Source organism: Vibrio maerlii (assembly GCF_003415655.1).
Classification (GTDB): Bacteria; Pseudomonadota; Gammaproteobacteria; order Enterobacterales; family Vibrionaceae; genus Vibrio; species Vibrio maerlii.
On the sequence record NZ_QRHC01000004.1, the window covers coordinates 383,924 to 408,820 of the forward strand.

General features: G+C 43.1%; 21 protein-coding genes. 8 read left to right on the forward strand and 13 right to left on the reverse strand.

Annotated features, from left to right (window positions below; all coding sequences use genetic code 11):
- Positions 1-54: 54 nt before the first annotated feature.
- The 6 genes from DPF91_RS09200 to DPF91_RS09220 all read right to left on the reverse strand — a co-directional run bounded on the left by DPF91_RS09200 (position 55) and on the right by DPF91_RS09220 (position 7,443).
- The gene (locus tag DPF91_RS09200; protein ID WP_117234109.1) at positions 55-1,338 is read right to left on the reverse strand and encodes a DEAD/DEAH box helicase; all 1,284 of its coding nucleotides are present in this window, start codon (positions 1,336-1,338) and stop codon (positions 55-57) included.
- A 58-nt stretch (positions 1,339-1,396) separates the two neighbouring features.
- Entirely contained in the window at positions 1,397-1,999 is a 603-nt protein-coding gene (locus DPF91_RS09205) for an acyl carrier protein phosphodiesterase (protein WP_117234110.1), read from the reverse strand.
- 90 nt (positions 2,000-2,089) lie between these two features.
- Positions 2,090-2,227 carry a hypothetical protein gene (locus DPF91_RS22055; RefSeq protein WP_164684107.1) on the reverse strand — a complete coding sequence of 46 codons (138 nt, stop codon included), beginning with the start codon at positions 2,225-2,227 and terminating at the stop codon, positions 2,090-2,092.
- Between the two features lie 210 nt (positions 2,228-2,437).
- Positions 2,438-5,494, reverse strand: coding sequence for an efflux RND transporter permease subunit (locus tag DPF91_RS09210; protein WP_117234111.1), 3,057 nt, complete (start codon positions 5,492-5,494; stop codon positions 2,438-2,440).
- A 9-nt stretch (positions 5,495-5,503) separates the two neighbouring features.
- On the reverse strand, positions 5,504-6,601 hold the full coding sequence (locus DPF91_RS09215; RefSeq protein ID WP_164684108.1) for an efflux RND transporter periplasmic adaptor subunit: 1,098 nt from the start codon (positions 6,599-6,601) through the stop codon (positions 5,504-5,506).
- A 167-nt stretch (positions 6,602-6,768) separates the two neighbouring features.
- Entirely contained in the window at positions 6,769-7,443 is a 675-nt protein-coding gene (locus DPF91_RS09220) for a flagellar basal body-associated FliL family protein (protein WP_117234113.1), read from the reverse strand.
- A gap of 111 nt (positions 7,444-7,554) precedes the next feature.
- Here DPF91_RS09220 and DPF91_RS09225 point away from each other — a divergent pair, with 111 nt between their 5' ends.
- On the forward strand, positions 7,555-8,169 hold the full coding sequence (locus DPF91_RS09225; protein WP_123766760.1) for a hypothetical protein: 615 nt from the start codon (positions 7,555-7,557) through the stop codon (positions 8,167-8,169).
- Positions 8,170-8,171: 2 nt separating this feature from the next.
- Here DPF91_RS09225 and DPF91_RS09230 read toward each other — a convergent pair whose 3' ends face one another.
- The 4 genes from DPF91_RS09230 to DPF91_RS09245 form a co-directional block, all read right to left on the reverse strand.
- Positions 8,172-8,609: a PAS domain-containing protein gene (locus tag DPF91_RS09230; protein ID WP_117234115.1), complete on the reverse strand. Its 438-nt coding sequence runs from the start codon at positions 8,607-8,609 to the stop codon at positions 8,172-8,174.
- 2 nt (positions 8,610-8,611) lie between these two features.
- Complete coding sequence (locus DPF91_RS09235; protein WP_117234116.1) at positions 8,612-9,613, reverse strand: response regulator; 1,002 nt, start codon at positions 9,611-9,613, stop codon at positions 8,612-8,614.
- Positions 9,614-9,710: 97 nt separating this feature from the next.
- Positions 9,711-9,947: a hypothetical protein gene (locus tag DPF91_RS09240; protein WP_117234117.1), complete on the reverse strand. Its 237-nt coding sequence runs from the start codon at positions 9,945-9,947 to the stop codon at positions 9,711-9,713.
- 109 nt (positions 9,948-10,056) lie between these two features.
- A complete protein-coding gene (locus DPF91_RS09245) occupies positions 10,057-10,419 on the reverse strand; it encodes an NADH:ubiquinone oxidoreductase (RefSeq protein WP_117234118.1) in 363 nt (120 codons plus the stop codon).
- A gap of 519 nt (positions 10,420-10,938) precedes the next feature.
- Between DPF91_RS09245 and DPF91_RS09250 the strand changes: the two genes are divergently transcribed.
- The 3 genes from DPF91_RS09250 (at position 10,939) to DPF91_RS09260 (ending at position 14,949) form a co-directional block, all read left to right on the forward strand.
- Positions 10,939-12,174 carry an L-lactate MFS transporter gene (locus DPF91_RS09250; protein ID WP_117234119.1) on the forward strand — a complete coding sequence of 412 codons (1,236 nt, stop codon included), beginning with the start codon at positions 10,939-10,941 and terminating at the stop codon, positions 12,172-12,174.
- Positions 12,175-12,312: 138 nt separating this feature from the next.
- Positions 12,313-14,679 carry a fatty acid cis/trans isomerase gene (locus DPF91_RS09255; RefSeq protein ID WP_117234120.1) on the forward strand — a complete coding sequence of 789 codons (2,367 nt, stop codon included), beginning with the start codon at positions 12,313-12,315 and terminating at the stop codon, positions 14,677-14,679.
- Between the two features lie 84 nt (positions 14,680-14,763).
- Complete coding sequence (locus DPF91_RS09260; protein ID WP_117234121.1) at positions 14,764-14,949, forward strand: hypothetical protein; 186 nt, start codon at positions 14,764-14,766, stop codon at positions 14,947-14,949.
- Positions 14,950-15,049: 100 nt separating this feature from the next.
- Here DPF91_RS09260 and torS read toward each other — a convergent pair whose 3' ends face one another.
- Positions 15,050-17,968 carry a TMAO reductase system sensor histidine kinase/response regulator TorS gene (gene torS / locus DPF91_RS09265; RefSeq protein WP_117234122.1) on the reverse strand — a complete coding sequence of 973 codons (2,919 nt, stop codon included), beginning with the start codon at positions 17,966-17,968 and terminating at the stop codon, positions 15,050-15,052.
- Between the two features lie 126 nt (positions 17,969-18,094).
- On the opposite strand from torS, the gene torT reads away from it, so the two are divergent.
- A complete protein-coding gene (gene torT, locus DPF91_RS09270) occupies positions 18,095-19,096 on the forward strand; it encodes a TMAO reductase system periplasmic protein TorT (protein WP_117234123.1) in 1,002 nt (333 codons plus the stop codon).
- Positions 19,097-19,127: 31 nt separating this feature from the next.
- Complete coding sequence (locus DPF91_RS09275; protein WP_117234124.1) at positions 19,128-19,583, forward strand: methylglyoxal synthase; 456 nt, start codon at positions 19,128-19,130, stop codon at positions 19,581-19,583.
- Between the two features lie 83 nt (positions 19,584-19,666).
- Here DPF91_RS09275 and DPF91_RS09280 read toward each other — a convergent pair whose 3' ends face one another.
- Positions 19,667-20,020, reverse strand: a complete 354-nt coding sequence (locus DPF91_RS09280) for a VOC family protein (RefSeq protein WP_117234125.1) — start codon at positions 20,018-20,020, stop codon at positions 19,667-19,669.
- Positions 20,021-20,024: 4 nt separating this feature from the next.
- Positions 20,025-22,091, reverse strand: a complete 2,067-nt coding sequence (gene helD, locus DPF91_RS09285; protein ID WP_117234126.1) for a DNA helicase IV — start codon at positions 22,089-22,091, stop codon at positions 20,025-20,027.
- 177 nt (positions 22,092-22,268) lie between these two features.
- On the opposite strand from helD, the gene yccS reads away from it, so the two are divergent.
- Together yccS and DPF91_RS22060 are read left to right on the forward strand one after the other, a co-directional pair.
- Complete coding sequence (gene yccS, locus DPF91_RS09290; protein WP_117234127.1) at positions 22,269-24,443, forward strand: YccS family putative transporter; 2,175 nt, start codon at positions 22,269-22,271, stop codon at positions 24,441-24,443.
- Positions 24,444-24,587: 144 nt separating this feature from the next.
- A complete protein-coding gene (locus DPF91_RS22060) occupies positions 24,588-24,758 on the forward strand; it encodes a hypothetical protein (RefSeq protein WP_164684110.1) in 171 nt (56 codons plus the stop codon).
- The last annotated feature ends 139 nt before the right edge of the window (positions 24,759-24,897 follow it).

Here is a 24,897-nt window from a genome sequence, read left to right on the forward strand (position 1 = left end):
AACGTAAAAAGTCAGCGAAACGCTGACTTTTTTGTTGACCCATTCTCGAATCGATTACTTTCGGCGCTTACCGCGGTTTTGGTGGATCTTCATCTTCGCTTTCATCTTTCTCTTATCTGCTGAACGACCGCGACGACGAGGTGACTTCTCAGGCTCCACATCTTCAACCAAGCTCGGTTCAAAACCTTGCAACCATTCTTGCGGTAGACGCTGATCTAATAGGTTCTCAATCGCTTCGAGTAAGTATTCTTGGTCACGAGACATAAGAGAAACCGCTAAACCTTCATTTCCGGCGCGACCAGTACGACCAATGCGATGGATGTAATCTTCGGCTTTAAATGGAAGATCATAGTTGATCACCACTTCCAAAGATTGAATATCAATACCACGAGCCGCTACATCGGTTGCGATGAGCGCACGTATCTTGCCTGACTTGAAATCATCCAATGCTTTCTGTCGTGCTCCTTGGCTTTTATCACCATTGATTGACGTAGCCTTGATACCGTCTAGCTTCAGTTCCCCAACTAGAGCGTCACTGCCCTGCTTAGTCTTGGTAAACACCAAAGCTTGCTGCCAGTTACGTGAACCAATCAAGTATGCTAATAGTTCACTCTTACGCTTCTTATCTACCGGGTATAACATCTGTTTGACGGTATCAGCAGTGGTATTCTGAGGCGTTGCTTGAACTTCCACAGGTTGATTAAGAAGGCGCTGAGCTAAGTCACGAATACGCTTATCAAACGTCGCAGAAAACAACATAGTCTGACGTTCGCTATTCATGCGTTTCATAATGCGTTGAATATCAGGCATAAAGCCCATATCGAGCATGCGATCCGCTTCATCAAATACCAGATATTGCGTATGAGATAACGTAATGTTCTTTGAAAACACATGATCTAGCAAACGACCAGGTGTTGCTACCAAGATATCGACACCCTTTTTGATGTTAGCGGTTTGCACATTGATACTGGTCCCGCCATAGGCAACTACCACTTTGATCGCTGTAGCAGAAGCGTAGGCGTTAAGGTTGTCAAAGACTTGTTGTGCGAGCTCACGAGTCGGAGTAAGTACTAGAGCCTTTACAGCTTGAGGGGCGCTAGGCTCTCGTTCGAGTAACTTAAACTCATCTTGGCGAGCAATCAGCTTTTCAATTAAGGGCAAGCCAAACGCCGCTGTTTTACCTGTTCCTGTTTGTGCCCCTGCTAAAATGTCTTTCCCTTCTAAAACAACAGGTATTGCTTGTTGCTGGATCTCTGTTGGTTGTTTCAAACCTAGTTCAGCAATGGAGTCGACCAAGCCTTGAGAGAGACCAAATTGATTGAAGGTATTATCAGACATTTTGTTACCGTATTGTACTTAAGGGGCGCAGATTGTATCAGAGTTCATCCTATGCAATCTATCGAAGTTGCGCGGCCATAAGCCTCGATTCAGCTAAAACTTGCGGATAGAGGTCGAGAAATGCCTCTCGAAGCGTTTGATAGTGGTTCACCAGGCTATCAGCACAATCCGCGAGCGGCCCCATTCTATCGCTTCTCATGGACATTCTTTCTAGCGCGTATGCGATATTCTCCATATCTTTATATGACAGTAGCCATTGCTCTGCCCACATAAAGTGATGAACTCGGCGGTAACGCTGAGGTATCGCTTCAGAATCAAATCGAGAGAGATCTTTATTGAGTTGAGACTCACAGCTTTCTAAAAAACACGTTAGTGGCTGAGTATGGAAGCTTTGCCATTCATTCGCTAAGCAATGATCCCAAAACATATCTAAAGCAATCGGTGAGAAACGCCGCAGCCTGTCTGGAAACAATGGTTTTAATGAGGTAACAAGATTGTGGGTATCAGTATATCGATCAACAAAACGATGTAATTGAATACCTTGTACAATATCTGCTGGATATTTATCGCTCGGATCTCCTTTTACAAAGTCACCCAGTAGATTACCAAGTAGATGACTTTGGCTATGATCCGCGATATGTAGGTGTGCGAGAAAGTTCATGACTATCCATATCAACTTTAGTTACGGATAGTCTAGGTTGTTAAACTTAATTTGTAATCAAAAACTCAGGCATTGAGACTACGAGTCTAACTATTCTTGGTCTATTAATTGTGTTGAATCAGCAAGAGTCTCTTGCTCTTGTGAGTAGTCGCTTGCACAAAATACGATGCCAATCTCCATTGCATCTAGCATTTCTAAGCTTTGTTCGTTTGCATATAACTCACTCATGGCTATCTCCTTCAATGTGTCGCCATTCATATATCTTGCGTTTATATAACTCCTGTACTCCTTATAACTTACGTTATATGACACTTTGATGTCATAGCCGAATATTATTACAGCAAAACATGAACGGCGTCTCAGGCAAACGATTACCTTAGGTGCATTCAACCAAAAAAAAGAGGAACCATTTGGCTCCTCTACTTTACGATTTTGACCTTAAGCTCGCTTCAACTCAGAATTGGCTCGAAACATCAAGCTATACAACACAGGGACAACACCTAGCGTCAGCAGCGTACCCACCGCCATACCAAAGATCATCACAATAGCCATCGAGTACCAGAATTCACCACCAGAGATAGCTAGAGGAATAAGACCAAGTATGGTCGTTAAAGTAGTCATCACAATTGGACGCAAGCGACTCATACACGCCTCAACAATCGCTTCTTTAATCGTCATCCCCTCATCACGAGCTTGTTCAATAGAGTCAATCAGAACAATACCATTATTGATGATGATCCCTGCCAAGCTGAATAACCCAAGCATTGCAGGGAATGTGAAGTACGCATCCATCGCTAACAAGCCACCTACTGCCCCAATCAATGACAAGGGAATCGTCATCAAGATAATTGCGGGGCGTCGAACAGAGTTGAATTGTGCCAATAGCAGCAACACCATCACAGCAAAACACTGAGGTAGATAACCTAGTAGTGCTCCATTCGCTTTACTCGCGCCTTTTAGCTCACCACCCAGGAGGATTTCATAACCCATAGGGACATCAAGTTTGCTTAAGTACGGTTGTACTAACTTATTCAACTCGCTGGCTTGTAAGGATTCATGTTTTACGCTGACAGTGACAGTGCGTTCTAAATTAAATCGACGAATTACCGACGGTTCGCTTACCCCAACTAATTTTGCGAATTGAGACAATGGTACCGTGTCACTACCTGCAACTGAGACGAGCTGAGTATTGAGTAGTTTGTCGATGTGCTTTTCGCTATCTTCTACCGTCGCTACAACGGGAATAACATCTTCACCAGAACGAAAACTCGTGATTTCACTACCACGTAAATAGCCTTCTAAGCTCAGTGCGATGTCTCTGCTTGTCACTCCCGCGCGCGCAGCTAAACCTTGATCAATATTGAGAATCAACTTAGGTACATTGTTTTCCCAATCGTTGACCACACCAACGGTGCCAGGGATCTTACGTAGTGCGGTTTCAATTTCACTCGCTATAGAGGTGATCACTTTGGCATCTTCACCTACCACCTGATATTCAACCAAACCAAGTTCAGTACCACCTAACCACATGCGCTTTGCCTGGCCGGTTGCCTCAGGAAGCTGTGTACGAATGAAATCGTTGGTTTTTTCTACCATATCCAAAGCACTGTCCATATCCTTGGTATTCACTACCATGAAGGATACATTTGGTGCTCGCTCGACTGGAGACAATGCCAAGAAGAATCGTGGACCGCCATCACCCACATAAGCAACCGTGCTGGTTACATCTGGGTTCTGATCTCTATCAAGTAACCAATGATTTAGACGTTGTGTCACCCTATCAGTCTCTGTTGCTAGCGTGCCAGCAGGTAAATTTAAAAACACCAGATACTGGTTACGCTCAGAGCCAGGCATGAACTGAACAGTGATAAACCGGAAACCGTAGATGGCAACAGCAAATATCATCAATACCGTAGCCAAGGTAATAATGCGCTGATTTAGCATTCCCGAAATAATACTTTGGTAGACTGAATAAAATTTACCTTGATAGCGAGGTTTATCACTGTGTGTTTTTGTATTCGGTTTTAAGAACCAGACACACATTACCGGTGTTGCAAACAGACACAAAAACCAAGATGAAAGCAGCGCTAGTGTAATGACTTGCGACAGCGAACGTAGATACTCACCAGTCACATCTTGAGCCAATAACAAGGGCATGAAAGCAAGGATCGTCGTTAGCGAGGAGGTCAAGAGCGGTAGAGCCATCTTCTTTGATGCTTCAATCGCGGCTTCTGTTTTATCCTTACCGTTACTAATTTGCGACTTAATGTATTCAGCGATCACGATACCGTTATCTACCAGCAAGCCCAGAGCAATGATGATAGCGGCAATCGACATACGCTGAAGCTCGACGCCCCAAACAGACATGCCTGCCACAGTCATTAAAATGGTTAACGGAACGATACTTCCCACGATCAGTCCCATTTTTAGCCCTAGAAACAGCATTACAACAGCCAGCACAACCGCAACCGTCTGCATCAGATTTGTCGTTGCGGCACTGACCGAGGCCTCCACTTTTTCAGGTTGGAACGTCGCAATTTCAAGGTTCATCCCAATGGGCAATCTTTCGGTATTTGTTGCTAAGAATTCTTGAATTGATATGCCAAACTCTTCACTTTGCGCGCCTTCCACCATCGACGCGGCAATAACGACAGCTCGCTCTCCGTTGAAGTAAACGGGCGTATTGAAAGGGTCTTCGTATCCTTGCTCTACTCTTGCTAAGTCTTGAACATAAACATCGTTTCCACTTTCACGCTCGAATAGGTTGGTGTTTTGAATATCTTCAACCGATTCGAAATTACCAGTAGGTTCGATCTCTACCTGTAAGGTATCTGTCTCAATTAAGCCACCAGGCAATACTACATTGCGGTTTTGAAGCGCTGCACTAATATGAGCGAAGTGGAATTTATTGTTATCGAGCGTTCCTTTCTTTGCTTTGATCCAAACACGATCCTTATTTACACCATAAAGATCCACTTGTGAGATGGTGCTTAAGCTACTTAGTCGATCTTGCAGCTTTTCTGCTGTTTTGCGTAACTCACGTGGTGAGAAGTCAGCACCGGTTAACGCTAACGTTGCAGAATAAACGCGACCAAAATCATCGTTAACGAATGGTCCTTGCGTCCCTGCTGGTAAGCCAGCGGCTGCAGATTCTACCTTGTTACGCAGGTTGTCCCAAATGGGTTGCAAGTTAGTGTAACGGTCATGAACCGCGACATTAATCTGCATCACTCCGGTGCGTGACCATGATTTAATATCGGTCACTTCTGGGATTTGCTTAATCGCTCGTTCTAGTGGTTTTGTAATGAAGTTTTCAATTCGTTCTGGTGACATACCAGGGAATTGAGCAGTTACAACCGCATTCCGAATTAAGATCTCCGGATCTTCTTTGCTTGGTGCATTCTTGAACGCGCTAAAACCAAGTACAATCAACATAAGCAGAAAGATTTGGGTAAAGCGGTTGAGCTTTAATGCAAGTTCAGTTAAACGATGCATGCTACTCCCTTAGTATCCTTGCCAAAGGTTGACTTTCTGCCCTTCGTATAAATAAGGCACGCCAGCGACAACGACGAGTTCACCTTCTTCTAAATTGTCTAGAACAACAACTTGATGATTGATTTTGCGTAGTAACTTCACGTAACGACGCTCTAAATGGTGAGTGTCTGGATTGACAACGAAGATTGCGGCATTGTTGTTCTCATCACCATGAGACTTATCATCAAAATCAAATGCTTCTAAAGGAAGACGGACGATGTTTTCATTGTGAGTACCAACATTAAGGCGAATGATGGCAGACATACCGTTTCGTAGCCTCGACGTATCACCATTGACACGAACGGTTACGGTATAAGCATTACCCTTACGAACGACAGCACCGATTTCACTGACGTTACCAACAAGTGCTTCTTCAGGGAGTGATGGGAAAGTGATATCCACTTCTTCGCCATACTGAACTTCTTGGATTAGAGATTCAGGCACAAGGAAATCGATGTCAAAACTGTCGTTATTAACCAGTTCAATGATCTTTTGACCTGAGTTTACTTTGGTAAAATCATCAACCAATACATCACTTATCAATCCAGTATATGGCGCATAAAGAACAGTACGAGCAAGATTAAGCTCAGCGTTGTTGAGATCAGACATCGCGAGGTTTTGCTGTTCCAATTTTGCATCGAAGTCAGCTCGAATTGCTGTCAGTTCAGAATCGCTAATAAAGCCACTTTCATTTAGTTTTGCAGCTCGCGTGAACTTATCTTCCGCTTGAATACGTGATGCATTCGCTGCCCCAAGTGAAGCTTTCGCTTTGTTTAAAGCAAGCGTGAATTCTTCAGTGCCAAGCTGGGCCAAGATTTGACCTTTGTTGACACGCTGACCTTTAAGAACCAATACCTGATTAACAGTCCCACCTACTTTGAAGCTGATTGGGGAGGTTTGAGCGCTTTTTACTAACCCCGAAAATTCTCGCACCTGACGGTGAGATTCGTATTTAGTTGTAATGAACTTAACGCTGCGAACTGCCTGTTCTTGAGGTTTTACTTGCGTGTCCTGTCCTTCACACGCAATTAGTGATAATGAAATTAGAGGGATAAGAAATGCTTTCACAATATCGTACTCAAGTTATGGTATGGCATGCATTGTACACCATACTATATCTAAAGTTGAATTAATGATCGTAATATTTCGTACTGTGTCGGATAAATTTACATTTTTTCGATAGAAGTCTTATCTTTACAGCAAGTTACGTAGGCCTATCTATGAATCTCGTTGAGTTAATTGAGTATCTTGCTTTGATTTGTATCGAGGTAAACCTTGTTGTTCACGTTTAGTCCCCCACAGTAAACAAAGTACACGTCCCTTCCTGAATAATTTATCGAGCGCATCCAACCATCAAGTTCGATAAACTCTTCATGTTTACAACGACCGGACTTTATCAAAGCTTCTGTGTGTTGATGCATGATCTCTTTATAAGTTTTGTAGTCATCAGAGCCACCAATTAATCCCTCGATCATCTCGTCTGTCTCTTTACTTGAGATAGTTGGTTTTTCATCCGCAAGCTTGTTTGAGTTAACCCAGTTGGCAATCTCTTCACCGCCCTCTTCAAGGACTATGTAAGGCGTGATACGCGTGAAAGAAGAACTCTCTTCATAGGTATCTACTTCTTCACCTTTGTAAAGGCGATCCTCTACATACTGACCATTCGGCTCGTTAACGACTTCAACACCATTTTCAGTAACATAGCGCTTTCTGACTTGATATTCAGGTTCTTGTTGTTCAGTTTCTGAAAGCTCAGTGTCTGGCTTTTCTTGACCAGCACTCGGCTTTACAATCGGCTCACTAACAGCAGCGTCTCCACTACCCTCATTTTGATATACAAAGAAGTAGTAACCGGCAGCAGCGCCAGCAAGAAGCATCAATGTAACAACAGCAATAATGATTTTTTTCATATTGTTCTTTGAAAAAGTAGAACCCACACGACAGGATAGAATTGACAGTCAAATAAGACTTTACCATATTTATTAATAAGATAGTTAACACAGAGCGAGATGTCACTCGAGATGAGTAGAGTTCGAGTTGTACGCCAATTAATCCTGACCTTCCCCTTTTACTTTGCTGCTGGAGCGTACGCTGAATTCAATGCATGCAATGAAGACTATTGGGTTGAAACACTACAGAAGTATGAAAAATCAGAACGCTCATACAACAAAGCGGCAGAAAACTATAACCAAACCTTAAGTTTTCACACGCAAAAGCCTCTTATTCATCAGAAAATGGCATTTGATGACTTGGTTTATATGTGGAGCCCGAGATATCAAGCTATCCATCCGTCGCTCAATGAACAGGTGAACTTCGCCCGAGCTCAGTCACTCATATTCGAAAAAGTGGCTTTAGAAGCCGAAAAGGAAAAGCGCGATTTAGCATCGTTGCTCAGTCGTTGGTCAATAATCATTGAGCATTGCATTGAACAAAGAAAGTTGACCAATGCTCAACATGGCAAGAATTACAAAGAGCAAACTAGGAGTTTGCTCAGTGATATAAAACAGCTACAAAAGAAACAGTTAACACTCAGTAAGCTATATCAACAAGAGATGTCGCTGATTGAGCGGTCCCGTCTCACTTATGACCAAAATAAGCGACGTCAAAAACTCTCAGAACATCCGGCGTCGAACTAAAGTCAGGTATTCTGAGTTACCAATGCTTCAGCGGTCGCATCCTGAATCGATAAGAACATTGATTTTACCTCGCCCGTTGGGGCTCTCATCGGGTTAAGCGTTACGTTCTGGTACATGAATTCTGCTTGCTGGGTAATTGGCCTCACATTACGACAACGGAATAAGTAAGGTCTCTGTTGCCAGGTTATAAAGCTGCGGCAACCTAGGCCATAAACCGGTTTCGTCTTTAAAATAAACCATTCGCGCGGGATCTCAGGGAACAACTCAAACAGGCTTTTACCGATAGCTTCATGAGATTGTAAGCCACTGTGGTGCGTCATAAAGCCATTCCATACTTGAACCGTATAATCACGATCCAATACGACCAAGCCCATGTCGACATTCTGAACCATGTCAATCATCCAGTGAAACTGCTCAAACTCAGCGGGTAGATTCAACATGCTCAATCCTCCATTAAGTAAGCAAGTTTATTATCGATTAACGGCATTGACTCATCGACAAACATAAACAGAAGATCACAACGAATTGACGTACCTTCAATGTTATAGCTGACTTCAAATGTCATGGTATTTGAGAATGAGCCACTGGTTGACTCAACAACGGAGTCAATAGAGATGTGCTGACCTAGTAGAACAGGGGAACTTTGAAAGAATCTTACTTCCGCTTGCTCTCCTATTCCATTAAGGAATGAGCCAACGAGGATATTAGATACGTCCATAAGTAGCTCAAGCTCTTCGAGATCTTGACTGCCAGCGGGCACTTCCATCAACTTTCGAAGATCATTCACTGAAGAATCGCTAAGCAAAACTAGGGCTTCACCAGCAATGCCTTCACCACTGAACCCCTGACAGACTCCGGATACCTGATCGTTGTTTGCTAAGTCACGCAGAGCCATATGAAGTTCGCTGAGCTCAAGGATGTTAACATTAGGTAGAGGAAGTTCGACAAACACATCAAAGTGCCTGGCAAGTGCATCTGCTGCTCGACCAATAGCAACGTTGGCAACTTCCATATAGATATCTCGTCGGCGTAATACCGGCAGTTCAATCTGTGAAGGAATGATCATTTGAGGCGCAGAAGGCACAACCTCAAGTGATTCCAAAACATCTTTAAGTTCAGATTTGTCTAAAGGCTTTTTAATAAAAGCTTTGGCACCTAAGTCAAAAACACGTTCTTGGGCTTTCGGCTGAATATCGCCAGACACGACAACCACATCTATATCGATACTGAGACGCTTAATCTCTTCCAAAGTCCCAAAGCCATCTAGCTCTGGCATCGTGAGATCGAGGAACATCAATTTGAAGGGGGTATGACCGAGTTTTTCAATTGCATCTCGACCATGAACGGCAAATGTTACATCCGCTTGCAGCGAAGCAGGTAGAGAGCGCGCCATCATCTTCCGAGCTAGTGCGGAATCATCACAAATTAAGACAGGATATGACATCTCACTCACCTATATAGAATTTTAGATGAGTGTATCAGAACTTTAGGGTATTCGGTACGGAAGTTTAACAACTATTAAGCATGTCGTTGACGTTTTATCAAACTAAAAAGAAAGTATAGAGCGCAACCTTCAAAACAACAGCGACCAACACTAACGCCACACCAATACGATACCATTTGTATTCAGCGATATTCATTTGTACACGCTTAAAAAACATCGTCACTAATCCGGACCAATCAGAGCTCCTGCGACCATACATATACATCGAGGTAAGAATACTCAGAATGCCCGCGACTAGTAGAACCTTTTCTAACCAAAAAAGCGTGAAATCCATTTTACCACTCCATGAACTACGTGTGTTACACAAACTAAAACTGGGTTAAGCATAACTTGCTTAACCCAGCTTTTCCGTTCAACTATGGTCGTATAGACGTGGATTTGCGTTAAGCCGGAATCCCTGTCGTTCTTAAAGCTTTAGTCATGCGTTTGTCTCTAATGAGGAACAATACATATGAACTTACTATTAGATAAAACAAGTAAGAAAGTGAGAATGTTAATGGTGAGGTGATTAGATCGTTGGTGATACCCCAACTAACACCTGCCACAGTAACACCAATCTTAGCCATCAACCCACAAATCAACAAAACTAAACCAAGTGCTGGATATTTGAATGAACGAAAAGCAAACCAATAACAAGCAGATACTGCTAATGCTGCGATGAAAAAACCCAGGAGATATGAATGGATATGGTTAGCTGATGCTACACCACCACTTACAGACACCAGTCCAATTAAAAGTAATTTCATAATGACCTCTACAGCTAAACAATCTCAAAAACGCAAACTTATTTTCCACTTTGTACACCATAGATTCAAGAGCAGACTTCCACTCATAATGAAGCCCTTTACTACTTTTAAAGTTAATTTAACATTTTATAAACATTAACCAGTCGTCTAAAATGATTAAAAACTTACTTATCAATTAGTTAATGAATTAAGATTCAACACTAAAGAAAAATAAAACAAAACATTTACAATTAGTTTTATTTGGTAAAATAGTGTTTCTGTGACAAAAACCCCTTCTTCACGGCACAACCACACCAATACCACTTAAGTATTAAGTGCTGGTATGTCGTTCTTTTCTTTGCTAAACCCTCATTCCCATTGACTAAAAAAATTTTTCTTAAAACGAAAAAAGAGATTCCAATCACAATATTATTGTATATAATCCGCGCACCTTATAAGTTCTGTTTAATAAAACAAACTTATTTTGAAGAACCATGTCTATTCACCCGTTCAGATTTTTGAGCAAAACAGAGAAATAAAATGAGCAAGATTGATAAAGCTATGCGCATCCTGATCGCAGGATTTTCTATCAACCTTTGTCTTGGCATCCTTTATGCCTGGAGTGTATTTAACAAAGCACTAGTTTCAGACTGGGGCTGGAGCGCTGCTGACGCATCTTCTCCTTATGCTATCGCTACAATCACATTCTCTATCTGCCTTTTAGTAGCGGGTATCCTTCAAGACCGTATGGGTCCACGTAAGATCCTTATTCTAGGTACGACTCTTACTGGCCTAGGTATGATCGCATCGGGCTTCGCAAGTTCTGTGATGGCGCTTAACGTAACGTTTGGTGTTATCGCTGGTGCAGGTATCGGCTTTGGTTACGCTTGTCTATCACCATCTGCAATGAAGTGGTTCCACACGTCTAAGAAAGGCATGGTTAACGGCATCATTGCTGCTGGTTTCGGCCTTGCTGCTATCTACTTGGCACCTGTTACTTCAGCGCTAATCGGTAGCCTAGGCATCAACACAGCATTCATGATCCTAGGTGCAGGTGTACTCGTTATTGCAGTTCCACTAGCATGTACAATCACTAACCCACCAGCGGATTACACACCAGCAGAACCTAAAGTAAAAGACGGCCAAGCTCCAAAAGCGGTTAAGAAAGCAAGCGACATCAACTGGAAAGTAATGCTGAAAACACCTCAGTTCTACTCTCTATGGGTTATGTACGCATTCGCAGCTTCTGCGGGTCTTATGATCATCGGTAACATCACTAACATTGCAAGTATGCAAGCAAACCTGCCAAACGCAGTGTACCTAGCTTCTATCCTAGCGGTATTTAACTCAGGCGGTCGTGTTGCTGCTGGTATCCTAGCAGACAAAATCGGTGGTGTTCGTACGCTACTAATTGCCTGTACGCTACAAGGTATCAACATGGTGCTGTTCTCAACATTTGATTCAGAGCTAACTCTAATCATCGGTACAGCAATTGCAGCGGTAGGTTACGGTACTCTACTAGCAGTATTCCCTACTCTAACTGCTGAGTTCTACGGCCTGAAAAACTACGGTACTAACTACGGTGTTTTATACACAGCATGGGGTATCGGTGGTGCAATCGGCGCGGCAATCGTTGGTTACTCAATGACTAACGGTGGCAACTACGGTCTGGCTTACACAATCTCTGCAGCAATGATGGGTGTATGTGTAGTATTAGCTATCGTAACTAAGCCAATCTCTGAAGAGAAAGCAGCGGAACTAGAAGCTGCTGCATAATCGCTATGTGATTCAAGAATTTAAATATCAAAAAGCACGCTAATCAGCGTGCTTTTTTGTTTCCTGCTTTCACAAAAATTTCGTGCTATATCCTATATAACGAGCTATTTTTAACAGAGTTGTTACAGGAATAACCTTATGAAATTAAATCGATTATTCACTATTGCGCTTGCAATACTGTTTTCAGGTTGTGCAACCTATGCAGGCCTTAACTATGACCAACTGTTTGGAGAGCCTGAGGTACGAAACCGTGTCGTCGAACACAACTCTACTGCTGGGCAAGACTTTTTGGCAGAAGTTAAACCTATTCTCGATAATCGATGTGTCGTTTGCCACGCCTGTTACGACGCGCCATGTCAACTTAAGCTCTCTTCGGTAGACGGTATTGAACGCGGTTCAAGTAAAGAATTAGTTTACCAAGGTACTCGCCTAACCGCAGCTCAACCAACACGGCTTTTTGAAGATGCCCTGACCACCCAAGAGTGGCGTGAACTCGGCTTTCATCCAGTCCTCAACGAGCGCGACCAAAATGTTACGGCTAACCTAGAAGCTGGTGTTATGGCTAAAATGCTGGCACAGAAAGAACTCTATCCACAACCACAACAAGACCAGCTAGAAGGCTTCGATTTTGCTGTCGATAGAACCCAAGTATGTCCCACTGTCGAGGAGTTTGATAAGTATCAACAACAACACCCTACATGGGGAATGCCTTATGGCTTACCTAATTTAGATCCAGAAGAATACGCTACATTAAAAACGTGGCTTGCTGAGGGAGCTCAAATGAGCCCACCGGTACCATTATCACCAGAAGAAATGGAACAAGTAGAGACCTGGGAGCATTTTTTCAACAAAGGTTCTCGCAAAGTCCAGTTAACCAGTCGCTATGTCTATGAACATATTTATCTGTTTAACCTCTATTTCTCAGACCTCAATTTAAAGCCAGGGCAATCTCCGCGATTTTTCAGCCTTATTCGCTCGTCTACACCACCCGGAGAGCCAGTTCAGCGTATTGTCACTCGCCGTCCTTATGATGATCCTCAAGTTGATCGAGTGTACTATCGCTTAGTATCGGTACCCGGCACGATTGTAGACAAGACACATATGCCTTATACGCTTAACTCGACCAAGCTCATTGAATGGACGGAGTGGTTCTTAGCGGATGACTATGATGTGCCTGAGCTGCCTTCCTATGATGTTGATATAGCGGCTAACCCCATGACAGCCTTTGACGCACTCCCAGTCAATGCACGCTTTAAGTTTTTGCTGCAAGACGCTCAAAATACAATACAAGCATTTATCAAAGGCCCTGTATGTCGTGGGCAATTAGCGCTGAACGTGATTAATGACCGTTTTTGGGTGTTTTTCGTTGACCCTGATAAAGCTGATTTGCCCGAAGTAAATGAGTTTTATGATTCGCAGCGTGATAACTTAAAACTTCCTGGTGAACTCGATAGTAATACATTACCTGTGTTGAATTGGGTAAAGTATTCCAAGCAGCAAGCCCGCTACCTTAAAGCCAAATCTGAATTTACGAACAAATGGTTCAAGGATGGAGAGCATCTGACCACGGATATCATTTGGGATGGAAACGGCAGCAACGATACTGCTGCGCTTACTGTATTCCGACACTTTGATAGTGCCTCCGTTGTAAAAGGTCTGGTTGGTGAACAACCTAAAACAGCTTGGGTTATCGACTACGCACTACTAGAACGCATCCACTACCTGTTGGTGGCTGGGTTTGACGTTTACGGCAATTTTGGTCACCAGTTGATTACACGCCTATACATGGATTTTTTACGTCTAGAGGGTGAAAGTCACTTCCTTACTCTACTCCCTGAAGACATGCGTCATGAGGAGCATCAAAGTTGGTATATTGACAAACCCAAGGAGCTAAACGACTTTCTACAAAGCAATGTACAGCCGTTTAGCCAGCCAACAGGTGAGCAGTATCTTACCGATGACCCCAAAGCCGAACTGTTCACCAAACTGAAAGAGAAATTAGCACCGGTGCTTGATGATCGCTATGAAATCACCAACACCACATTGGCAAACAACAATGAAGAAATGCTTGCTAAGATCGATAAGATTGACAGTGATGGCATCCAGTTCTTCCCTCAATTAATCACCATCGTTGTCGACAGTGAGGAAGGTCAGCCCGAGCTGTTTACTCTCATTCACAACAATGCGCATAAAAACATCTCAAGCCTGTTCTCTGAGGACAACAATCGTATACCGGAGGACGATGATTTAACACTTGTTCGCGGTGTTGTCGGTAGCTACCCAGCCGCTTTACTTCGGTTAAATGAAAATGAAATCGAAAAATTTGTTTCTCTTGTATCAACAGTGTCAAGTGAAGCGGACTACGTTAAGCTTTTGGATCAATTCGCAATTCGCCGCAGCTCGTCAGAGTTTTGGCCAACGAGTGATTTAATTCATCAGGTGTACCAAGTCCAACAACCGATCGAAGCCGGATTATTAGACTATAATCGACTTGAGAATCGCTAGGGTCTGAGGACCTAATAAACGGCACTGTCACTGTCGAAGCAACTCTGACGGTGTCATCGACATCAACAGAAACGGAGATTCACAATGAGCATCCGTGACAATATTGAAATGCTTGAACAGCAGATATATGTCGCCTGCTCTGAAGATGATTATGAGACAGTGCGACAGCTTGAAGACCAACTAGAAATGTTGAGAACCCGCGTGGATTTTCTGCATGAGGGAGACAGGCTAGACGACAATTGGGTGAACTTTGAAGACACGTCCAAGTGATGCCCATCGGAAGAAAAGAGAAGCTCACTACACATAGACTGAACTAATACACATAGTCACATGGGGTGAGCTTCTTTGTATTTCGTGATATCAAAACTGACTAAGCTTGATATGGTTTTAATGCAATCAAAGACTGTTGGTAAATATTCTGTAGATTTTCTCGTTCAGCTAGGTACTTTTCATTAGGATTGGGAGCTGCTTCTATACTATGACAAAGCGTTCTCAGCTGCTCTAATCCAAGACTACCCGCCGAACCTTTTAGCTTGTGCGTTAAGCTTTTCACTTTACTCCCATCACCAGCTTCTGATGACTGCTGTAACTCTTCAAGCAATGGTTCACTCGACTCAATAAATAAGCGAATAATTGTCGCGACGGTTTCTGTTCCCAGTACATTGATGTCTTGTTCGATTACCGATTGTTCTAGAATACTGTCTGTCATATTTTCTTGTTCTTCTCTTTGAGGAGAGTTTGCTATTTTACTATCATCAATAACTTGGTCGAGTATCAACATTCGTCCATTCAACTCTCGATTGACTGTCTTCTCTAATTGCTCTTTGTTAATTGGTTTCGCTAGATAACTATTAAAGCCTGATGCAAGATAAGACTCTACATCCTCACTGAACACATGTGCGGAAACTGCTATCATCGGTATCGGCTCTCGCTGTAAACTCTCATCAATCGTCTTTAATTCTTGAAGTAATTCTACACCGTTGCAATCAGGTAAGTTGATGTCTAGCAGTGCGATATCAAACTCTTCATCCTGATACAAATCTCGTGCTTGTCTACCGTCTTCAGCGATAAGGACTTGGTGCCCGGATTTTTCTAAAAAGCCTTTCGCCACCATGCTGTTTACGGGGTTGTCTTCTACAAGCAATACTTTAGCAATCACTTGAGTATGTGCCGGCTCATGCTGAACCTGTTCTTCATTGTCGCACTCTTCCGCTTCTTCAAGTTTAATCACAAAGCTAAATGTACTGCCTACACCGACTTCTGAATCGAGTTCAATGGTTGACCCAAAAGCCTCAACGATCTTCTGACTAATTGCTAAACCCAAACCGGTTCCTCCTGCTTGAGAGATCCCCTGTTCTGCTTGAGCAAAGGCATTAAATAGTGACGATTGTGCGTCTTCTTCAATTCCAACACCACTATCGCTGACCTCAAAGTACAAGCTGTCTTCACCTTCAACATCAACAAAAATATCGACATGGCCTTGGTGGGTAAACTTGATTGCATTACCCACTAAATTACTAAGAACTTGGCGTAGGCGAAGGTCATCACCTAAGTAGCAGGATTTCACATCAGACCCAATGACCATATTCAAATCAAGCTGCTTCTCCAGTGATCTACTCTGGAAAAGCTCAAAGACATCATTAACAACAGTCTTTAGGTTAAATGGAGCGTTTCGAACGGCGAGCTTTCCGGCTTCGATTTTTGAATAATCGAGTACGTCATTAAGAAGTTCTAGTAACGCCTTTCCGCTGCGGTTAATCACATCTACATAATGTGCTTGAGAGCGACTTAGTCCCTCTTCTTTTAATAAAGCGGCAGTACCTAGTACACCATTCATTGGAGTGCGAATTTCATGGCTCATAGTGGCTAGGAATGCCGATTTAGCACGGTTAGCCTGCTCTGCTTCTTTACGAGCTTCGGCGTGGTTATCGACCTCGACTTCTAAGCGGTCGTTCGCCTCAACAAGCTGATGTGTTCGCTCGGTTACTAGCTCTTCCAAGTGATCTTTATGGTCTTGTAAGGCTTGTTTTGCTTTCTTCTCTGCCTCACCAACCACCACCAACTCTTTTGCAGTATCACGAGCATTGACAATCGCTTTACCCATCCGTGCTAACTCATCACTGCCGCTAGTATCAATTTCGATATCATGTTTCCCTATCGCAATCGATTGAAGCGCTGATGAGTATGCGTCTAACCGCCTCACGACAGAACGATACACAACTCGCCACATGATGATTACTATGATCATCAAACCAATAAATGAGATCCCTAAAAGGCTCATTCTTGCTAAGTTAAGGGTTGTCGTTAGTTCATCTATCGCAGCTGTCGTGGCACTGTTAGATTCATTGATAAGCACTCCGACGGTGGTATTCAGTTGTGCAAAGTGCTCTAAGGTTTGTTGAGTAAGCTGCTCTGATCGGGCTTCTGCTTCTCCGCGTTGAAGCAGAAGATCAAATAGCACAGAACCCATATTAAGCTTAGCAACCAACCCTAACATCAACTCAGAACGGGTTGGGTCCTCAACCGTTATTACTCGGCGCTGTATGATCTTCAAGTTACCGTCAAAGAGTTCTTTCAGTTCTGAGATACGTTTTACATCAGATACTGTTCTAGATTCCTCAATCTCAGTTACTAATTGATAAGCCAATAGATGTAACTCGTGAAGGCGCTCGGACATATCCATATCCACTTCCACAAGCGTGTCTAACGCTTTCAATGCATCATCAATCCTGTTGCTTTCGAGGAGATCGTAGATATGGGTAACGTTCGCAACGGCTACTGTACTAGTATTGAGCACTTGAGTGCGAGTTAGGTCTTCAAGCTCATCGGCCAATAGCCGCATCGCTTCAACACGTTGCTTGATTTCCTGATTGAGCCAAAGTTTCTCTTCTACTGTCGTACCAAGGTTGGCGATAGTATCAATGATGTTCTGTACTGATGTCTCCAGTGCGTACAATACTTGTGCGTCGAATGACTCAACACCAATCGACTTAATGTGCATTAGTAGTGACTCAAGCTGCTCAGATGCTTGCTGACCAGATTCCCGTCTTTGGGATTCAAAACGCGCATTGGCAAGCTCTTGAACCGAGGACGTGATGCGTGCACTCAGTAGAGAAATCTCTCGCGCTTCAATCATCGAAGGAATAGCAGACTCTACTACTTTCTGTTCCGTCTTTTCGACAAAGCGAAATCCAGATACACCGATAAGAGCCGATAATAAGATTAAGCTCGCCAGTGCACTAAACGAAAATAATAATCTGCGGCCGATACTGGCTGGGGCAAGGATCATAACGGAGTAGCCTATACTTCTTAATTCAATACGAATGGTTTATATTGTGCGGTGTTTAACGCTGAGATTCCAATGATATCAATGAATTCAGCGTCATTACTCAATTCATTATCCCTTTGGTTTTCTATGCGCTTATTCTTAACACTACTATCTCTTCTCGGTACCGCTTTTGCCACACACGCAATCGAGGTTAAATCTAAGAACAAGGCATCAGAAACCAAACCTCGTATCTGCGCGATTTACCCACACCTAAAAGATTCCTACTGGTTGTCAGTTAATTACGGAATGGTCGATGAAGCCAAAAAGCTTGGGGCAGAACTCAGAGTCCTTGAGTCTGGCGGCTACCCGAATATCGATAAGCAACGTCAGCAGCTTTCCTTGTGTGTCAACTGGCAAGCCGATGCGATCATTCTGGGTACAGTCTCTCCCGACGCTTATATGGGGAATCTAGAGGACATCATTGGTAACACGCCTGTTTTTGCAACTGTAAACGCTTTAGACATTTCTGAAGACCAAGAAAGCCTACTTAAAGGCAGTGTCGGTGTCGACTGGTATTGGATGGGATACTACACCGGCCAATACTTGAATAGAGCTCACTCTAAAGACTCCAAGGAAACAAGAGTTGCTCTCCTACCCGGCCCAAACTCTAGTGGTGGTACAAAACCTGTAATAAAAGGATTTTATGATGCTATTCAAGATAGTAACGTCATCATCTCCAGCACACATTGGGAAGATAATGACAAGGAGTTACAGCGTAACTTAATCCAGCAAATTATCGATAAAGAAGATGTCGATTACATCGTTGGTAGCGCCGTTGCTATCGAAGCCGCTATCAGTGAATTACGCTCAGCAAATAAAACCGGTGAAATTGGACTGATTTCAACTTATCTCAGCCATGGTGTTTATCGCGGGCTTATCCGTGACCGAGTAGAGTTTGCCCCTACCGATCAAATGGTTGAACAAGGGCGATTATCTATTCAGCAAGTGATGCATTGGTATAACCAAGAACCGTACCAAAATAAGCTATCACCTGACATTGTGCCTTTAACGCAACACAATTTAACGGATGAAGTGATCAAAAACTCGCTGTCCCCCTCAGAATTCAGACCCGTATTTCACGTAGAATAGAAAGATTAGAAGTATATAACTAGGAAACAACATGGAAAAAACAACCCGCACGATGCCCGCACACAAACACATTGCACTTGTCGCTCACGATAATTGTAAGCCTGAACTATTACGCTGGGTAGCGGAAAACAAGGAGTCTCTACAAGGCCACTTTCTTTATGCAACGGGTACAACCGGCTCAATGTTGAGCAAAGAAACTGGCTTAGCGATCAAAAGCATGATCAGTGGCCCAATGGGGGGTGACCAACAACTGGGCGCACTCATCTCTGAAGGTAAAATCGACATGCTAATTTTCTTCTGGGATCCACTTAATGCCGTTCCTCACGATCCAGACGTGAAAGCACTACTTCGTATCGCAAGTGTTTGGAATATCCCTACAGCAACTAACCGTGCAACTGCGAACTTCCTCATCGCTTCACCGCTACTAGGGCAAGAAACCGATATCGAGATTCCAGACTACGAAGCTTACCTAGCCAAGCGTACATAGTTTTATTAATTATCCACAATTCAAACTAAGAGAGAGCCATTAAACGGCTCTCTTTTTATACTGGCTAAGAATATCGAGCCGGGTTACTCTCGATCACTCCATACAGCCAATTCATTGCCGCTTGGCTCTTTAAAATGGAAACGCCTCCCTCCCGGGAATGCAAATATAGGCACATGAACCACGCCACCAGCCTGCTCAATCTTACTTTGCGTCGCTTCCAAGTCTTGGCTATAAATGACAATTAATGCTGCACCTGATTCCGTTGAGCTAGCTTTATCCGAGAGATAAAACCCTCCAGTCAGCCCTTTTGCTTCAAAGGCAGTGTATTCATCACCATAATCCTCAAAACTCCAATTAAAGACCTGGTTAAAAAACTGTTTTGTCGTAGACAAATCTTGGGCAGGAAACTCAACATAGTTTATGGATTCATGTTCCATTGCATCATCCTTTGATTGTTGGATATTGACTAGATTGTAGTTCAGTCACAAACACTGATGGCGCTGCACCAAAGCAGACCCAAACATGTTTTTTGGCTCGAGTCATGGCTACATAGAATAATCGACGCTCTTCAGCATGTTCATACCCTTCACCACTTGAAAGTAATGCATTATCCAAATGCACCTGACGCTCACGAGCTGGAAATTGACCATCATCAACTGATAAAACAAACACAAAGTCTGCTTCTCGACCTTTACTTGCATGACAAGTCATAAACTCGATCTCGATCAGATCGAATGCCGTTTTCCATTCATCAAAACTCTCTGGCTTGTGATAATGGTTTCTACCCAACAACAATACTTTCGCACCACGATTGCGTTCGTTGTTGAGCTTCTCCAACTGAACTTCAAGTTTGTTGTTTGGAAGTAATGTTACCGCTTTTTTCTTTTGCTCTTTGTGTGATTCTAGATTCTTTTTAATCTGAGAGGGGTTTTGCTGCACAAATTGGTTGGCGACTGCCCCAATTTGATTATTAAAACGGTAAGTTGTTTGTAGCGAGTGCGACGACGAGTGAGGGAAACGCGCTGCGAAGCCTGTAGTCAGATCCACATCCGATCCCGCGAACTGATAAATCGATTGCCAATCATCCCCTACAGCAAACAAAGAGGGTTTACCTTCTGCTGTTTCAAGGTTACAAAGCCCTTCAATCAGCTCTAATCGATCCGGTGAAATATCTTGGTACTCATCCACCATGATGAACTTCCAGCCGCTCTTAAACTTACTCTTAGCTACATAGTTACTTGCTTTAGCGATCATTGCAGGAAAATCTAATTGATTGGATTCCTTCAACATTTGTAACCAAGCTTGATAACAAGGCCAGACCAAGGATAGTTCACTATTTAGACGTGGGTAATCCTGATGATCAACAATCTCCTGTTGAACCGATTTCTTATTCATACCGAGGCTATTCAAAATATCCAACTGAGAGGCTAACCAAGCAATCAGCTTCGGGTTTTCGGCATTGCTTCCGAGCTCATCATCACCTGTGATATAAGCAATAGGCCATTGAGACAAGTGTTTTTGCCAACGCTTGAAATTGGTTGGTGTCATCCAGTGCTTTTTAAGCCAATCAATACACCATGCCTTCTTTTGATTTTCATCGGTTGCGATGCGCGAGATTTCAACATTAGCCCCCTCAACCTCACGGATGATCTTCAAACCAAGTTGGTGGAATGTCGCCACTGTCACTCTTTCTGCTGCAAGGCCAAATTTTTCCTTTAAACGCACTCGCATTTCTTCAGCGGCTTTACGACCGAATGCGAGTAACAGAATCTGCTCACCCTGAGCTTGGTGACTTTGAAGCAAATAAGCAACGCGAGCCATCAAGACCGATGTTTTACCTGTCCCTGCCCCAGCTAAAATTAAGTTGTGATCATTGTTGAGCAATACTGCTTCTTGTTGAGAACGGTTGAGAGCTGAAGATTCGACTTGAGAAAAAAGTACAGACCAATTGTGACGCTCTGTCTCTAACCATTTTAAGTTGCGATTAGAAAGTGCCAAATCACAATCAAGTAGCCAATTGCTGATGACTTCCATTCGATTAGGCATCCAATGCGACGCCTCTTCGAGTGAAATACTCATCGTTTCAAAGTCACTAGTCACTTGCTGTACCCACCCACTCACGCTTGAATACGGTAAGAAACTTTGTAGTTGAACCAGTCGATGCAGTTCTCTTTCCCAAGTTGGCAGGTAGGCATTTAGGGTTTCACATTGCCTTTCATGCCAAGCTTGATATTGAGACACAATCTGATGGGCAAATCGCTTGCTTTCACTTTTGGGCAAGCCTTGTACCTTCCATGCCATTTGCTTATCTTGCTTCGGGTGAGCCCAAACAACAAGAGAATCCCATACGAGTCCACGCTCCAATTCCAACTCACCATTCCAGATGGAGAAAGGGATACGCTCCTCACTGCTCTCCGAGCTGACGACTAAGGTGTCATCCTCGACAGAAAGGTCGTGGTAAGCATTTTGGGTAAAGAATCGTGCAGAGCGACTCGCACATACATCCATAATAAATCACTCTCAAATTGGAACGTGTTAACGATGATACTTATATCAGACATTACCACAGAAAAAATATCTTTAGAATCAGAGGCCATTGGCTTGTTTCGTTAATACTAAGGCGTTGATTAATGCTAAAATAGTGTTTTAGCCAAGCTGCTCTCTTGATCTCAACAATAAGTTCCCGTGCAAAAAACTAACTACCTACGTCAATTAGGCGCAAATCGTACGATTAGCTACAGTATCCTTATTTTACTCACCTTTTTAGGTGTTGTTGTACCCGCTTGGCATTTCGAACAAACTCAGCTCATCACACCATTAATACTGGGTGTAATCGCTGCTGCACTGGCGGAAAGTGACGACAGTTTTTTTGGTCGACTAAAAGCACTACTACTGACATTTATCTGCTTCGCCATTGCCGCTTTCTCCATAGAGCTACTGTTCAAAACACCTATTCTGTTTGCTATCGGCCTATTTGTTTCTACCTTCGGATTTATCATGCTTGGCTCCATCGGGCCAAGGTATGCAAGTATCGCGTTTGGTTCATTACTTATCGCCATTTACGCTATGTTGGGAGCCCATGAGAGCACCAATATCTGGTTCCAACCTTTACTACTGCTCGCTGGTGCTGCTTGGTATTATCTATTGTCGATGATTTGGCAAATCATTTGGCCGATGCAACCCGTGCAACAAAGCTTAAGCAACGTTTTCATCACGCTCGCTGATTACCTTGAACTCAAGAGTGATCTGTTCCACCCTAAATCTAATCTCGACCCACAGCCTTTTCGTATTCTCGAAGCGAAATTGAATGCGAATACCGTATCATCACTCAATGGCTGTAAAGCGACATTACTTCATCGCTCAAAACATGGTCACATTGACGGCCCGAGTGACCGATTTCTCAATGTTTACTTCTTAGCGCAAGATATTCACGAACGTGTCAGCTCAAGCCACTATCGATACCAAGATCTTGCCAATCAATTTGAACGCTCAGATATTCTTTTTCGCTTTAAGCATTTACTTCAAGAACAAGCGAAAGCGTGTCGTAAGATCGCTAACTCGATCGCGCTTGGCCAGACATATACCCATAACGATGACTCAATTTTATCGTTAGATGAGCTGCAACAATCTCTTGCTTTTTTAACTGAGCAGAACAACCCTCAATGGCGTCAATCAATTAGTCAATTGAGTTATTTGTTCAACAACTTGGCGATGGTTGAGAAGCAGCTATCTAATGTTTCAAACCCTGATACGCACCATATCGAAGAAGAGCGTCAACTGGATGACACAAGTGTTCACACACCGAAAACTATGTGGAGTCGAATTCGTTCTAACCTAAATCCAAGCTCGATGCTGTTCAGACATGCAATTCGTATGTCAATTGCTCTAACTTTGGGTTACGCCATCATTCAGACCTTTGATATTGAACGCGGATATTGGATATTGCTAACAACGCTATTCGTTTGCCAACCAAACTACAGCGCAACGAAACAAAAACTCAAAGACCGTGTTATCGGCACCGTCGCTGGCTTACTCATTGGGGGCATGCTGTTAACACTCTTCCCGTCGCAAGAGAGCCAACTTGCCTTCATCATATTGTCGGGTGTGATGTTCTTTGCATTTCGTATCAACAATTACAGTTACGCTACCGGATTTATTACCCTATTGGTTCTCTTCTGCTTCAACCAATTAGGTGAAGGTTACGCGGTTATATTACCCCGTTTAGGAGATACTTTAGTTGGCTGTGCATTGGCTGTGTTGGCTGTTACCTACATACTACCCGACTGGCAATCAAGTAAGTTGCACCGTGTGATGGCAAGCTCAATGAGTGCCAATCGCAATTATCTTGCACAGATTATTGGCCAATATCGTGTCGGTAAGAAAGATAGTCTAAGTTATCGTATAGCACGTCGTGAAGCGCATAACCAAGATGCCGCTCTCTCTGTGGCTATAAGTAATATGCTCGTTGAACCAGGGCGTTACCGCTCAGCGACTGATGAGAGCTTTAGATTCCTCACCTTAAATCATGCGCTCTTGAGCTACATTTCTGCACTGGGAGCGCACCGAACTCGCATTGAGGATGAAAGTACTCATAAACTGATCTTCGATGCGCACAATGTTATCCATCAGCATCTACAAATTCTACACGAGCAACTTTTCAATCACTCTGCTGCTTGTGATCTTTCATCGCTATATAATCAAGGTATCGAAGCAAGACTGAAAGAATGGCGCGAAGATGATGATGAGTCTGTGAAAATGGTATTACAGCAGTTACATCTGATTTACATTATGCTGCCAGAGCTACACTCACTTGCGAGCAAATTTGCGGTACGAGTGGACAAAAGTGATAATGAGAAGTGACACTCCATAGATGAGGTCTATCACGCTTTGTAGGCATATTCTGTCACTGCATTAAACTAACTCTGACATTAAGATAACATTACAAAGTGGCGGATATTTAAACTAGACCCTATATTTTAAGAGTACACATGTTTAGGTTTCGCCATGTCACAGCATCAGTTTGAACTACTCCAACAACAACTAGAACAACTGAGTCCGTCACAATTAAAAGCTTTGAGTGACCAAATCAATGCGTCTATTGAAGAAAAAACACCTGAGAAACAAGATATCCTAACAGACGAAGAGCGCGACGCTATCTCTAAACTGTTCCTCTAATCTGCTGGTTATAACCCACGCTCGATTTATCTCCAATATTGTTTGCCCTATCAGCTTCCCACAACCTTATACAACACACCACACGAAATAATGACATTCGCCGTTCTTCATCATATGATGAGATCATCCACACACGGAC

Excerpts from the sequence above, each read along its gene's own strand:
- DPF91_RS09255 (WP_117234120.1), top strand. The coding sequence starts at position 12,313 with ATGAAATTAAATCGATTATTCACTATTGCGCTTGCAATACTGTTTTCA.
- DPF91_RS09250 (WP_117234119.1), top strand. The coding sequence starts at position 10,939 with ATGAGCAAGATTGATAAAGCTATGCGCATCCTGATCGCAGGATTTTCT.
- DPF91_RS09200 (WP_117234109.1), bottom strand. The coding sequence starts at position 1,338 with ATGTCTGATAATACCTTCAATCAATTTGGTCTCTCTCAAGGCTTGGTC.
- DPF91_RS09275 (WP_117234124.1), top strand. The coding sequence starts at position 19,128 with ATGGAAAAAACAACCCGCACGATGCCCGCACACAAACACATTGCACTT.
- DPF91_RS09210 (WP_117234111.1), bottom strand. The coding sequence starts at position 5,494 with ATGCATCGTTTAACTGAACTTGCATTAAAGCTCAACCGCTTTACCCAA.
- DPF91_RS09245 (WP_117234118.1), bottom strand. The coding sequence starts at position 10,419 with ATGAAATTACTTTTAATTGGACTGGTGTCTGTAAGTGGTGGTGTAGCA.
- DPF91_RS09235 (WP_117234116.1), bottom strand. The coding sequence starts at position 9,613 with ATGTCATATCCTGTCTTAATTTGTGATGATTCCGCACTAGCTCGGAAG.
- DPF91_RS09280 (WP_117234125.1), bottom strand. The coding sequence starts at position 20,020 with ATGGAACATGAATCCATAAACTATGTTGAGTTTCCTGCCCAAGATTTG.
- DPF91_RS22060 (WP_164684110.1), top strand. The coding sequence starts at position 24,588 with ATGTCACAGCATCAGTTTGAACTACTCCAACAACAACTAGAACAACTG.
- torS (WP_117234122.1), bottom strand. The coding sequence starts at position 17,968 with ATGATCCTTGCCCCAGCCAGTATCGGCCGCAGATTATTATTTTCGTTT.
- DPF91_RS09225 (WP_123766760.1), top strand. The coding sequence starts at position 7,555 with ATGAGTAGAGTTCGAGTTGTACGCCAATTAATCCTGACCTTCCCCTTT.
- torT (WP_117234123.1), top strand. The coding sequence starts at position 18,095 with ATGCGCTTATTCTTAACACTACTATCTCTTCTCGGTACCGCTTTTGCC.
- DPF91_RS09240 (WP_117234117.1), bottom strand. The coding sequence starts at position 9,947 with ATGGATTTCACGCTTTTTTGGTTAGAAAAGGTTCTACTAGTCGCGGGC.
- helD (WP_117234126.1), bottom strand. The coding sequence starts at position 22,091 with ATGGATGTATGTGCGAGTCGCTCTGCACGATTCTTTACCCAAAATGCT.
- DPF91_RS22055 (WP_164684107.1), bottom strand. The coding sequence starts at position 2,227 with ATGAGTGAGTTATATGCAAACGAACAAAGCTTAGAAATGCTAGATGCA.
- DPF91_RS09220 (WP_117234113.1), bottom strand. The coding sequence starts at position 7,443 with ATGAAAAAAATCATTATTGCTGTTGTTACATTGATGCTTCTTGCTGGC.
- DPF91_RS09230 (WP_117234115.1), bottom strand. The coding sequence starts at position 8,609 with ATGTTGAATCTACCCGCTGAGTTTGAGCAGTTTCACTGGATGATTGAC.
- DPF91_RS09260 (WP_117234121.1), top strand. The coding sequence starts at position 14,764 with ATGAGCATCCGTGACAATATTGAAATGCTTGAACAGCAGATATATGTC.
- DPF91_RS09205 (WP_117234110.1), bottom strand. The coding sequence starts at position 1,999 with ATGAACTTTCTCGCACACCTACATATCGCGGATCATAGCCAAAGTCAT.